Source organism: Bradyrhizobium sp. ma5 (genome assembly GCF_042258955.1).
Taxonomy (GTDB): Bacteria; Pseudomonadota; Alphaproteobacteria; order Rhizobiales; family Xanthobacteraceae; genus Bradyrhizobium.
In genome coordinates this window covers 3,821,917-3,833,327 of sequence record NZ_CP170156.1, presented here as the reverse complement: position 1 = coordinate 3,833,327, position 11,411 = coordinate 3,821,917, and the positions used below count along the sequence as shown (strand labels likewise).

The window sequence follows — 11,411 nt, the reverse complement described above, 5'->3', positions numbered from 1 at the left end:
GGGCGAAGCATCGTCGCCTGAGACGCGCGATGAAGACGGACAAGGCCACCTGGTACGTCTCGTTCGCCATCAGAACCCCTGACGCCGGACACCACCGCTTCGCGCGCCAGACCCGCACCTTCACGACCGAACAGGATGCCAAGGCGTTTGCGCGCACCCTGCTCGATCAGACCCAGGACGTCAGCGCCGGAACGATCAACCCGCACACGCCGAGACGCGTGATCGCGCCGGCCGCGATCACGGCCTGGGCCGGCGAGAGCTAAAATCCACTTCTACAAAAAGCGTGACGGCGCGAACGGCGCGAGCGGGATCTCCGGCACCTTGCCGCTGAGCAATTGCGCGACCAGCCGGCCGGTGCGGGCCGAGCCGACCAGGCCGACATGGCCGTGGCCGAACGCATAGACCACGTCGGGCGAGGCGCGGCTAAGGCCGATGCAGGGCCGCCCGTCGGGCATGCTCGGGCGATGGCCGAACCAGGTCTTGATCCGCGAGGGTGGAATGTCCCTCGGCAGCTTCGGGAACATGCTCAGCAGATGCTGGCGCAGGATCTCGGCGCGCTTCCAGTTCGGCGCGGCGTCGAGCCCCGCGATCTCCACCGTGCCGGCGGCGCGCAGGCCCTTGTCGGTCCAGTTGACCACCATCTTGGCATCCGAGGCCATCATCGAATTGCGCGGCCCGGATTCCGGATTCTCGATCATGACGTGGTAGCCGCGCTCGGTCTCGAGCGGCAACGGATCGCCGATCGATGCGGTCAGCTGCTTCGAGCGTGCGCCGGCGGCGACCACCGCGGCGTCGCAGGCGATCTCGCCACGCTCGGTGACCACGGCGACCAGCCTGTCGCCCGCGAGCTTGAGTCCTATCGCCTTGGCGGCAAAGCGTTCGGCGCCGCTCGCGATCGCGTGCGCGGCGAGCGCTGCGACGTAGGCGCCGGGATCGCGGCAGCGGCCGGCCTCCTCGACCACGACGCCGAACTTGTAGCGCGGATGCAGATCGGGCTCGCGCTGACGCATCTCGTCTTCATCGAGCTCCAGCCATTCGATGCCGACGCGCTTCCGAATGCGCCAGCCGAGGTCGCGGTCGAACTGATCGCGCGAGGGAAACACATGCATCACCCCGCGCCGCTCGATCAGCTCGGGCACGCCGGCTTCCTCGGCGAGCTGCCGGTGCAGCAGCGGCGCGTCCTTGAGCAGATCGCGCATCGCCCGCGCGGTAGCCTCGACCTGCGGCTCGGTCCGGCTCGACAGCAGATACTTGATCAGCCACGGCAAGGCTTTCGGCAGATACGACCAGCGGATCGAAAGCGGCCCGAGCGGGTCCATCAGATAGCCTGGCACCTTCTTCCAGGTGCCGGGCTCGGCCGGCGGGATCACCGAATGCGACGACAGCCAGCCGGCATTGCCATAGCTCGCGGCCTGGGTGCCGCCGGGCTCGCCCGGATCGATCAGCGTGACACGATGGCCCGCGCGCAGCGCCTCGATGGAGCTGATGACGCCGACCGCGCCGGCGCCGATGATCGCGACGTGACGGCCGGCGGAGTCAGACATTATTGCGCAGCCTGCTCGGGCACAAAATCCTTGCCGACCGACAGCGCGCGCTGATCGACCAGGCAGTGCAGGATTGCCGGCTTGCCGGAGGCCAGCGCGCGCTCGAACGCCGGCGCGAAGTCTTCGGTGCGCTCGACCCGCTCGCCATGACCGCCGAACGCCTTGGCGTAGAGCGCGAAGTCCGGGTTCTTGAGCTGGGTGCCGACGACGCGGCCAGGATAATCGCGCTCCTGATGCATGCGGATAGTGCCGTATTGCGCATTGTCGATGACGACGACGATCAGTGGCGCGTCATACTGCACGGCGGTGGCGAACTCCTGCCCGTTCATCAGGAAGCAGCCGTCGCCCGCGAACGCGACGACGACGCGATCCGGATGCTGCCGCTTGGCCATCACGGCCGCCGGTACGCCGTAGCCCATCGAGCCCGAGGTCGGCGCGAGCTGGGCGGCGAACGCGTGGAAGCGGTGGTGTCGATGAATCCAGCCGGCGTAATTGCCGGCGCCGTTGCAGACGATCGCATCCTTCGGCAGCCGGTCACGCAGCCAGGTCACGACCTCGCCGTACTGGAAATGGCCCGGCAGCTCGCGCGGCTTGTCGGTCCAGGCCAGATAATCCGCGTGCGCCTTGGCCGCCTCGCCCTTCCAGGCGGGCGCGGCTGCGGGCTTCATGCTCTCGACCGCGGCGGCGAAGGCCGCAGGCGTCGCCTGGATCGCCAGCGCCGGCTGGTAGACGCGGCCGAGTTCCTCGGAGCCCGGATGCACGTGGATCAGCTTCTGGCTCGGTGTGGGAATATCGAGCAGCGTGTAGGACGAGGACGGCATTTCCGACATGCGGCCGCCGATCAGGAGAATGACGTCGGCGCCGGTGAAGCGATCCCTCAGCTTCGGGCTCGGGCCGATGCCGAGATCGCCGGCATAGTGCGAGTGGTCGGCGTCGAACAGTGAGGCGCGGCGGAACGAGGTCGCGACCGGCAGGTCGAAGCGTTCGGCAAAGCGCGCAATGCCCTTGGCGGCCTCTGCGGTCCAGGCCGAGCCGCCGAGCACCACGATCGGCGCCTTGGCACCGGCGAGCATGCTGCCGAGGCGTTCGAGATCCGACGGCGCCGGCCAGCTCTTCGCAGGCTCGACCTTCGGCGCGTCGGCGACCGCTGCGGTCTCAGTCAGCATGTTCTCCGGCAGCGAGATCACCACCGGACCGGGGCGGCCCTGCAGCGCGACGCGGAAGGCGCGCGCGACCAGCTCCGGAATGCGGTCCGGACGATCGATCTCCACCGCCCATTTCGCCATGGTGCCGAACACCGCCTTGTAGTCGAGCTCCTGGAACGCCTCGCGCTCGCGCATGCCGGTGTCGACCTGGCCGACGAACAGGATCATCGGGGTGGAATCCTGCATCGCGATGTGCACGCCGTGCGCGGCGTTGGTCGAGCCCGGGCCGCGGGTGACGAAGCAGATGCCGGGACGCCCGGTGAGCTTGCCATAGGCCTCCGCCATCATCGCAGCACCACCCTCGGCGCGGCAGATCACGACGTCGACCGGGCTGTCATGCAGGGCGTCGAGCGCCGCCAGATAGCTCTCGCCCGGCACGCAGGTGACGCGCTCCACCCCTTGCGCGACCAGCTGGTCGATCAGGATCTGGCCTCCGGTGCGGGCGTTGCTTTTGGTCATGAGGGCTCCCTGCGGCATTGGCGCGCGCTTGCGGCTCGCGCGGAACGTGGTCCGACGGGGGTATGATAGACGGGATTATGGCGCAAGGCCGAACTCGCCGCGGGATGCAGCGGCGGCATCGAGCCATGCGGCAGGGAAAGGGCAGCGGCGGGACGCCACTTATTTGCGCAGAGCCGGCGGTTGCCCCCGGACCCATCCGCGTCATTGCGAGCGAAGCGACGCAATCCATCGTCCCTCCGAGGAGGGATGGATTGCTTCGTCGCTATCGCTCCTCGCAATGACGGAACTGGAAACCCCGCCTGGCCTACAGCGAGCGCGCGATCAAAACCTTCATGATCTCGTTGGTGCCGCCATAGATCTTCTGGATACGGGAATCGATGAACATGCGCGAGATCGGGTATTCCTGCATGTAGCCGTAGCCGCCATGCAGCTGCAGGCATTCGTCGGCGGTCTCGACCTGCTTCTGCGAGCACCACCATTTCGCCATCGACGCCGTCACGGTGTCGAGATCGCCGGCGACCAGGCGGTCGACGCACCAGTCGACGAACACGCGGGCGATCATCGCCTCGGTCTTGCGCTCGGCGAGCGTGAACGCGGTGTTCTGGAATTCGATCAGCGGCTTGCCGAACGCGGTGCGCTGCTTGGTGTACTCGGCGGTGATCTTGACCGCGCGCTCCATCGAGGCGACCGCGCCGATCGCCAGCGACAGCCGCTCCTGCGGCAATTGCTGCATCAGCTGGACGAAGCCGTTGCCCTCCTCATTGCCGAGCAGGTTTTCCGGCGGCACCGTGACATTGTCGAAGAACAGCTCCGAGGTGTCGGACGCATGCAAGCCGATCTTGTCGAGGTTGCGGCCGCGCCGGTAGCCCTCGGCGCCTGCGGTCTCCACGACGATCAGCGAGATGCCTTTCGCGCCTGGTGCTCCAGTGCGCGCCACGACGACGACGAGATCGGCGGCCTGGCCATTGGTAATGAAAGTCTTCTGGCCGTTGATGACGTAGGAATTGCCCTGCTTCTTCGCCGTGGTCTTGACCGCTTGCAGGTCGGAGCCGGTGCCGGGCTCGGTCATCGCGATGGCGCCGACCATCTCGCCGGAGGCCATCTTCGGCAGCCAGCGCTTTTTCTGCTCCTCCGAGCCATAGTTGACGATGTAGTGCGCGACGATCGCGCTGTGCACGGAGACGCCGGTGGTCAGCTCCGGCACCGTGCTCTCGAGGTCATCGAGCACGGCGGCGTCATAGGCAAAGCTGGCGCCCAGGCCGCCATAGGCTTCGGGCACGCTCGGCAGCAACGCGCCCATCTCGCCGAGCGCGCGCCAGGCGGAGCGGTCGACCAGCTTCTGCTCGCGCCATTTCTCGGCGTGCGGCGCCAGATCCTTGGCGAGGAATTTTCGGAACTGGTCACGGAAGGTGTCCAGCTCCTCGGTCATCCAGGACGATCGGTAGTGCATCATTCCCTCGCGCTAAATCAAGAGACCGCCGCCGGCGACGATCACCTGACCACTGATGTAGTTCGATTCCGGAGCGCAGAACAGATAGACCGCGTCCGCCGCCTCTTCCGGCGTGCCGCCGCGGCCGAGCGGGATCATCCGGCCCATCGCCTCCAGCATCTGCGGCTGGACGCCGACCTTGATGTCGCGGCCGGCGACGTCGATGGTCTTCTGCTGGCTCTCGATCGGCTGGGTCAGGCGGGTGTTGATCAGGCCGAACGCCACGCAATTGACGTTGACCTTGTAGCGGCCCCACTCCTTGCACATCGTGCGCGTCAGCCCGATCAGCGAGGCCTTTGCGGAAGAATAGCTCGCCTGCCCGGCATTGCCGTAGAGGCCCGCGATCGAGGAGATGTTCACGACCTTGCGGAACACCTCGCGGCCGACCTCGGCCTCCTTCTTCGCCATCACCCGGATCGGCTCGGATGCCGCGCGCAGGATGCGGAACGGGGCGACCAGATGCACGTCGAGCATCGCCTGGAACTGCTCGTCCGACATCTTCTGGATCGTCGAGTCCCAGGTGTAGCCGGCATTGTTGACGATGATGTCGAGGCCGCCGAACTGCTCGATGGCCGCTCCGACGAAGCGATCGGCAAAGCCGGTCTCGACCACGCTGCCATTGACCGCGATCGCCTCGCCGCCCATCGCCTTGATCTCGGCGACGACGGCATTGCCCGGCTCGGCGTCGAGGTCGTTGACCACGACCTTCGCGCCCTCGCGCGCGAGCTTCAGCGCAATCGCCCGCCCGATGCCGCGGCCCGATCCGGAGACGAGCGCGACTTTGCCTTGCAGTTTCGACATGATCTCTCCTAAAGCGCGATGATGGCTTCGCCGGCGAGCTTGATCTCGCCGTTCTGGTCCTTGGTGGTGAGCGCGAGTTTTGCCCGCTTCTCGCCGCCCTGCTCGATCAGCTCCGTCACCGTGCCCTCGCAGGTCAGCTGGGCGCCGAGCTGGGTAATCGCGGCAAAGCGGGTCGAGAACGAGCGGATGCGCGACGGCGCGACCGCATCCGTCAGCGCCTGGCCGAGATAGCCCATGACCAGCATTCCGTGCGCGAACACGTCCGGAAAGCCGGCCTGCTTGGCGAAGTCGATATCGACATGGATCGGATTGTGATCTCCGGAGGCCCCGCAATACAGCGCGAGGCAATGCCGGGTGATCGGCGGAAATTCCTTGCGGACGATGCGGTCGCCGACCGACGGGATGCTGCTGCTCATGACGGCCTCGCATTGCGCACCACGATGGTGCGCGAGGTATCGGCGACATGCACGCCGGCCTGGTTGGTGACCGCGGTCTCGACCACGATCAGCGTCATCGCCCCGCCCTTCTTCTCGGTCACGCTGGTGACGCGAGGCCGGAACGTCAGGGTGTCGCCAACCACCACAGGCGCGTGATAGTCGAACCGCTGCTCGCCATGCAGCACGCGGGCGAGATCGATGCCGAGCGCGGTCAGGAACTCGAACGCATCAGGCGCATCCATCATCTCCAGACAGAACAGATAGGTCGGCGGCACCGGCGCCGCTGCCCCGTTGCGATAGACCGCATTGGTCTCGCCGAGCGTATTGAGGAAGAAGCGCAGGCGCCCCGGCTCGACGCGCGCGGTCACGGGCGTAAACGCACGCCCGACGGCGGATTGATCGACCATGGGCTGCCTCAGGCGCGTTCGTAGAGCGTCACGACGCAGGCGCCGCCGAGGCCGAGATTGTGCTGCAGCCCGAGCCGCGCGCCCTCCACTTGCGTCGCCGCGGCCGTGCCGCGCAGCTGCCGCGTCAACTCGTAGCACTGCGCAAGCCCGGTGGCGCCGAGCGGATGGCCCTTCGACAGCAGTCCGCCGGACGGGTTGGTGACGATCCTGCCTCCGTAGGTATTGTCGCCGTCATCGATGAATTTCGCGGCCTCGCCCTCGCCGCACAGGCCGAGCCCCTCATAGGTGATCAGCTCATTATGGGCGAAGCAGTCGTGCAGCTCGACGACGTCGAGATCATCAGGCCCGATGCCGGCCGCCTCATAGACCTTCTTCGCGGCATCGCGCGCCATGTCGTAGCCGACCACCTGCATCATGTCGGAGGCACCGAAGGTCGACGGCGTATCGGTCGTCATCGCCTGCGCTGCAATGCGGACGCTCTTGTTGAGGCCGTGCTGGTCGGCGAATTTCTCCGAGACCAGGATCGCGGCGGCGCCGCCGCAGGTCGGCGGGCACGCCATCAGCCGCGTCATCACGCCGGGCCAGATCACCTGGTCGTTCATGACGTCGTCGGCGGTGACTTCTTTCCGGAACAGCGCCAGCGGATTGTTCTTGGCGTGACGGCTCGCCTTGGCGCGCACTTTTGCAAACGCGGAGAGCGGCGTACCGTATTTCTTCATGTGACTGAGGCCGGCACCGCCGAAATAGCGCAGCGCCAGCGGCACGCCGGGCGCATCGACGAGTTTGTCGGCGGCAGCGTCGAAATCGTCGAACGCGCTGGGGCGGTCGGTGAACACGGCCCCGAGCGCGCCGGGCTTCATCTGCTCGAAGCCGAGCGCCATCACGCAATCGGCGGCGCCTGACTCGATCGCCTGCCGCGCCAGGAACAGCGCGGTGGAGCCGGTCGAGCAGTTGTTGTTGACGTTGACGATCGGGATGCCGGTCATGCCGACCGGATAGAGCGCGCGCTGGCCGCAGGTGGAGTCGCCATAGACATAGCCGACATAGGCCTGCTGCACACGGCCGTAATCGAGCCCGGCGTCAGTGAGCGCGAGCTTGGCTGCCTCGGCGCCCATCACATGATACGGCGCGTTGGCGCCGGGCTTGACGAACGGGATCATGCCGACCCCGGCAACATAGGTGCGTGACGTCATCGCGGATCCTCCCGGAAATTACCCACTGGACTATTTATTACCCATGGGTAATATACGGGCACCCTTCCGGAGTCAATGCGACAACAGCCACGCGATGGACGCCCGCTTCCCCCCTTCCAACACCGAGTCGCCGTGGCTGCCGTTCGAGAGCCGGCGCCGCGCCCGCGACGAGAAGCGCGAAGCCGTGTTGCGCGCCGCCGTGCAGCTGTTCCTCGAGCAGGGTTATCACCGCGCCACGCTGAACGACGTCGCCAAGCGGCTGAACATCACCAAGCCCGCGCTCTACAATTATTTCCGCGGCAAGGACGAGATCCTGTTCGAGTGCTGGTCGATCGGCCACGAACTGGTCGACGAATGCATTGCCGAGACCTCGGCCGGCGCCGGCAGCGGCCTCGACAAGCTGCGCAAGCTCACCATTCGCTACGCCGAGCTGATGACGACGGACTACGGCAAGAGCCTGGTCCGCTTCGATCTCCGCGATCTCAGCGAGCACAATCGCAAGACCGTGCAGACCGCGAAGCGACGGATCGACCGCGCCTTCCGCGACTATATCGCCGCTGGCATCGCGGACGGTTCGGTGAAACCCTGCGACCCGAAGCTCGCAGCGTTTGCGATCGCGGGTTCGCTGAACTGGATCGGACACTGGTTCCAGCCCGGCGGTGAGCTGACCGGACGCGCCGTCGCCGAGGAATTCGCGATCCGCCTCACCGACGGCATCGCCAAAACAACAACGCGCAAAGCAGCCGTTCCGGCTGCAGAGAAGGCGGACAAACCGCCTCGCAAGAGAAACGTGGGAAACGCATCAAGGGAGGACGGGAGTGAACATCACACACGGGCTGCGGCGGGCGCTGCAAGTCAATCCAAACGGGCTCGCGGTCGTCTGCGGTGAGCGGCGGCGCAACTGGCGCGAGGTCGGTACTCGCGTCGCCCGCCTCGCCGCCGCGATCCGCTCGCTTGGCGCCGATAACGGCGACCGCGTCGCAATCCTGTCGCTGAACTCCGACCGCTATCTCGAACTCTATCTGGCCGTCGGCTGGGCCGGCGCCGTGATCGTGCCGCTCAACATCCGCTGGTCGCCGATCGAGAACGAGGACGCGCTGCGCGATTGCCGCGCCACGATCCTGTTCGTCGACAAGGCGTTTGCGCCGGTCGGCACGACGCTCGCCAAGACCATCCCCGGCCTCAAGCTGGTCTATGCCGACGAAGGCGGGACGCCGGCGGGCATGGAGAACTACGAGACACTGATCGCGCGCAGTGAGCCCATTCCGGACGCGATGCGCACCCGCGACGACCTCGCCGGCATCTTCTACACCGGCGGCACCACCGGCCGCTCCAAGGGCGTGATGCTGAGCCACGGCAATCTGATGGCCAATGCGCTGAACGCACTCGGCGAGGGCCTGTGGCCGGGCACCTCGATCTATCTGCACGCCGCGCCGATGTTCCACCTCGCCAACGGTGCAGCGATGTATTCGGTGCTGCTGTCCGGCGGCTCCAATGTGGTGATCCAGGGCTTTACGCCCGACGGCGTCGCAAGCGCCGTGCAGAAGGAACGCATCACCGACGTGCTGCTGGTGCCGACCATGATCCAGATGTTCGTCGATCACCCGATGCTCGGCAACTACGACCTCTCGTCGCTGAAGCGGATCTCCTACGGCGCCTCCGTGATCAGCGACGCCGTGATGATGCGCGCCATGAAAGCGCTGCCGCATGTCGAGTTCACCCAGGCCTATGGCATGACCGAGCTGTCGCCGATCGCGACGCTGCTGCACTGGAAGGAGCATATGGGGGACGGCCGCGCCAAGGGCCGGCATCGCGGCGCCGGTCGCGCCACGCTGGGCGCCGAGGTCAAGATCGTCGATGCCGACGACAAGGTCGTGCCTTTGGGCACCGTCGGCGAGATCGCGGTGCGCGGCGATATGGTCATGATGGGCTATTGGGAGCGGCCGGAGGAAACCGCGCGCGCCGTGATCGACGGCTGGATGCACACCGGCGACGGCGGCTACATGGACGAGGACGGCTTCGTCTACGTGGTCGACCGCGTCAAGGACATGATCATCTCCGGCGGCGAGAACGTCTATTCGGCCGAGGTCGAGAATGCGCTGGCCCAGCATCCGGCGGTGGCGCAATGCGCCGTGATCGGCATCCCGAACGAGCGCTGGGGCGAGCAGGTCCACGCCGTCGTGGTGATGAAGAGCGGCACCAGCGCCACGCCGGACGAACTGATGGAGCACTGCAAGTCGCTGATCGCCGGCTACAAATGCCCGCGCAGCGTCGACATCACGGCAACTCCGCTGCCGCTCTCCGGCGCCGGCAAGATCCTGAAGCGCGAGCTGCGCAAACCGTATTGGGAAAACCGCGAGCGGCGCGTGAGCTGATCGCTGCTCAGACTTAGTTCGCGTCATTTCGGGGCATGCGAAGCATGAACCCGGAATCTCGAGATTCCGGGCTCGATGCTCCGCATCGCCCCGGAATGACAGGGTCCTCATGAAGCCATTCGGCCGCGGACGTTGACATCGGAGCACACGACCGATTGGATCAATCTGAGATTCAATCCAGCGAGTTCCGATGTCCGCACCTGATACCAACGCCGACGGCAAACCCCGCCGCCTGATGCACCGCCGCTCCGTCGAATGTCTCGGCTATCTCCGTGACGACGGGCTGTGGGAGGTCGAGGCGCGGCTGGTCGACACCAAGCCGTATGCGCGGCAGGACAAGCATCGCGGCCTGCAGCAGCCCGAGGATCCCGTGCACGACATCAGGCTGCGGCTCGCGGTCGACGACAGTTTCACGATCCGCGAGACCGGCACCACGATGGCCTCGACGCCCTACCCGTCCTGCATCGACGTCGAAGGCATTCTGCAGCGCCTGGTCGGCGAGCGCATCGGCAAGGGCTGGCGCGATCTGGTCCGCCACAAGATCGGCAAGCTCGAGACCTGCACCCATCTCGCCGAGTTGCTGGGCCCCGCGGTGACGACGCTGTTCCAGACCGCGACCTCCGGCAAGGACCCGCAGGGGCGCGGCGCGCTCGATCACCAGCAGGGCGTCACTGAGCCACCGTTCTTCGTCGGCGGCTGCTATTCGTGGCGGCTGGACGGCCCCGTCGTGGCCGAGACTTTTCCGCAGTTCGCGAAGAAGCCTGTCGAGGTGAAGCAGGGTTCGTGAGTGACGCCCCGGCGCAGCCCACGGATACTCTGAGAACATCAGGGGGTGAACGTGGAGAAATACGGCGCCGGGTCGATTGTCGTCTCGGATTATGATCCCAACTGGCCCGCCTTGTTCACGCAGGAGCGCACGCGGATCGCGCAGGCTCTCGGCGCGTTCGCATTGGCCATCGAGCATGTCGGCAGCACGGCCGTCCCAGGTCTCCCGTCAAAACCCATCATCGACCTGCTGGTTGGCGTGCGAAGCCTCGAAGAGGGCGAGCAACACTGCATCAAGCCGCTGGAGGCGCTCGGCTATACCTACATGCCTGAATATGCATCGTGGATCCCCGGCGAGTTGTTCTTCCGCAAGGGGCCGCCGGGTCCGTGGACCCACCATCTGCACATGATGGAGCCGTCGCATCCGAATTGGGAAGCGCGCCTGGTGTTTCGCGATTATCTGCGCGCTCACGGCGAGTCGGCCCGCGCCTACGCCGACATCAAGCGGGCCCTCGCCGCCGCCTCACAAGACGACATCGAAGCCTATCGGACCGGCAAGGATGCTTTCGTCGAGGAGACCACAGCCAAGGCGCGTGCGTGGCGCGCAGCGGCAAGAGCCCGATAGCACAAGCGGACCTCGGCAAGCCTGCACGTTCCTTGCCGAACAAGACCCTCGCAATTGGCTGCGCGCCAACCAGCCCTGCGTCGCGATGGGTTGATCCATCCTGGGAGCTAA

The 11,411-nt window shown here is 66.4% G+C and carries 12 protein-coding genes; 5 read left to right on the top strand and 7 right to left on the bottom strand.

The window, feature by feature from the left end:
- Nucleotides 1–29: 29 nt before the first annotated feature.
- Complete coding sequence (locus ACE103_RS17410; protein WP_375780439.1) at nt 30–263, top strand: hypothetical protein; 234 nt, start codon at nt 30–32, stop codon at nt 261–263.
- Between the two features lie 9 nt (nt 264–272).
- Here the strand turns inward: ACE103_RS17410 and ACE103_RS17405 are convergent, their stop codons facing one another.
- From ACE103_RS17405 to ACE103_RS17375, 7 genes are all read right to left on the bottom strand, one after another.
- On the bottom strand, nt 273–1,544 hold the full coding sequence (locus ACE103_RS17405; protein ID WP_375780438.1) for an NAD(P)/FAD-dependent oxidoreductase: 1,272 nt from the start codon (nt 1,542–1,544) through the stop codon (nt 273–275).
- The gene (locus tag ACE103_RS17400) at nt 1,544–3,208 is read right to left on the bottom strand and encodes a thiamine pyrophosphate-binding protein (protein WP_375780437.1); all 1,665 of its coding nucleotides are present in this window, start codon (nt 3,206–3,208) and stop codon (nt 1,544–1,546) included. The genes ACE103_RS17405 and ACE103_RS17400 overlap by 1 nt, the downstream gene beginning before the upstream one ends.
- Nucleotides 3,209–3,512: 304 nt before the next feature.
- Nucleotides 3,513–4,658, bottom strand: coding sequence for an acyl-CoA dehydrogenase family protein (locus ACE103_RS17395; protein WP_375780436.1), 1,146 nt, complete (start codon nt 4,656–4,658; stop codon nt 3,513–3,515).
- A gap of 12 nt (nt 4,659–4,670) precedes the next feature.
- On the bottom strand, nt 4,671–5,498 hold the full coding sequence (locus ACE103_RS17390; RefSeq protein WP_375780435.1) for an SDR family NAD(P)-dependent oxidoreductase: 828 nt from the start codon (nt 5,496–5,498) through the stop codon (nt 4,671–4,673).
- Nucleotides 5,499–5,506: 8 nt separating this feature from the next.
- Nucleotides 5,507–5,914, bottom strand: coding sequence for a MaoC family dehydratase (locus tag ACE103_RS17385; protein ID WP_375780434.1), 408 nt, complete (start codon nt 5,912–5,914; stop codon nt 5,507–5,509).
- A complete protein-coding gene (locus ACE103_RS17380) occupies nt 5,911–6,342 on the bottom strand; it encodes a MaoC family dehydratase N-terminal domain-containing protein (protein WP_375780433.1) in 432 nt (143 codons plus the stop codon). The genes ACE103_RS17385 and ACE103_RS17380 overlap by 4 nt, the downstream gene beginning before the upstream one ends.
- Before the next feature lie 8 nt (nt 6,343–6,350).
- Nucleotides 6,351–7,535: a lipid-transfer protein gene (locus ACE103_RS17375; protein ID WP_223973277.1), complete on the bottom strand. Its 1,185-nt coding sequence runs from the start codon at nt 7,533–7,535 to the stop codon at nt 6,351–6,353.
- Nucleotides 7,536–7,629: 94 nt separating this feature from the next.
- Here ACE103_RS17375 and ACE103_RS17370 point away from each other — a divergent pair, with 94 nt between their 5' ends.
- The 4 genes from ACE103_RS17370 to ACE103_RS17355 all read left to right on the top strand — a co-directional run bounded on the left by ACE103_RS17370 (nt 7,630) and on the right by ACE103_RS17355 (nt 11,300).
- Entirely contained in the window at nt 7,630–8,424 is a 795-nt protein-coding gene (locus ACE103_RS17370; RefSeq protein WP_375780432.1) for a TetR/AcrR family transcriptional regulator, read from the top strand.
- Nucleotides 8,354–9,910 (top strand): long-chain fatty acid--CoA ligase, encoded by a 1,557-nt coding sequence (locus ACE103_RS17365; RefSeq protein ID WP_375780431.1) that lies wholly within the window; start codon nt 8,354–8,356, stop codon nt 9,908–9,910. Before ACE103_RS17370 ends, ACE103_RS17365 begins: the two co-directional genes overlap by 71 nt.
- A 190-nt stretch (nt 9,911–10,100) precedes the next feature.
- The gene (locus tag ACE103_RS17360; RefSeq protein WP_375780430.1) at nt 10,101–10,697 is read left to right on the top strand and encodes a DUF2889 domain-containing protein; all 597 of its coding nucleotides are present in this window, start codon (nt 10,101–10,103) and stop codon (nt 10,695–10,697) included.
- 45 nt (nt 10,698–10,742) lie between these two features.
- A complete protein-coding gene (locus ACE103_RS17355) occupies nt 10,743–11,300 on the top strand; it encodes a GrpB family protein (RefSeq protein ID WP_375780429.1) in 558 nt (185 codons plus the stop codon).
- Nucleotides 11,301–11,411 lie beyond the last annotated feature (111 nt).

What these genes read in the sequence shown, in the direction of transcription:
- ACE103_RS17400 (WP_375780437.1), bottom strand. Translation starts at nt 3,208, where the DNA reads ATGACCAAAAGCAACGCCCGCACCGGAGGCCAGATCCTGATCGACCAG.
- ACE103_RS17375 (WP_223973277.1), bottom strand. Translation starts at nt 7,535, where the DNA reads ATGACGTCACGCACCTATGTTGCCGGGGTCGGCATGATCCCGTTCGTC.
- ACE103_RS17370 (WP_375780432.1), top strand. Translation starts at nt 7,630, where the DNA reads ATGGACGCCCGCTTCCCCCCTTCCAACACCGAGTCGCCGTGGCTGCCG.
- ACE103_RS17405 (WP_375780438.1), bottom strand. Translation starts at nt 1,544, where the DNA reads ATGTCTGACTCCGCCGGCCGTCACGTCGCGATCATCGGCGCCGGCGCG.
- ACE103_RS17395 (WP_375780436.1), bottom strand. Translation starts at nt 4,658, where the DNA reads ATGCACTACCGATCGTCCTGGATGACCGAGGAGCTGGACACCTTCCGT.
- ACE103_RS17390 (WP_375780435.1), bottom strand. Translation starts at nt 5,498, where the DNA reads ATGTCGAAACTGCAAGGCAAAGTCGCGCTCGTCTCCGGATCGGGCCGC.
- ACE103_RS17410 (WP_375780439.1), top strand. Translation starts at nt 30, where the DNA reads ATGAAGACGGACAAGGCCACCTGGTACGTCTCGTTCGCCATCAGAACC.
- ACE103_RS17385 (WP_375780434.1), bottom strand. Translation starts at nt 5,914, where the DNA reads ATGAGCAGCAGCATCCCGTCGGTCGGCGACCGCATCGTCCGCAAGGAA.
- ACE103_RS17360 (WP_375780430.1), top strand. Translation starts at nt 10,101, where the DNA reads ATGTCCGCACCTGATACCAACGCCGACGGCAAACCCCGCCGCCTGATG.
- ACE103_RS17380 (WP_375780433.1), bottom strand. Translation starts at nt 6,342, where the DNA reads ATGGTCGATCAATCCGCCGTCGGGCGTGCGTTTACGCCCGTGACCGCG.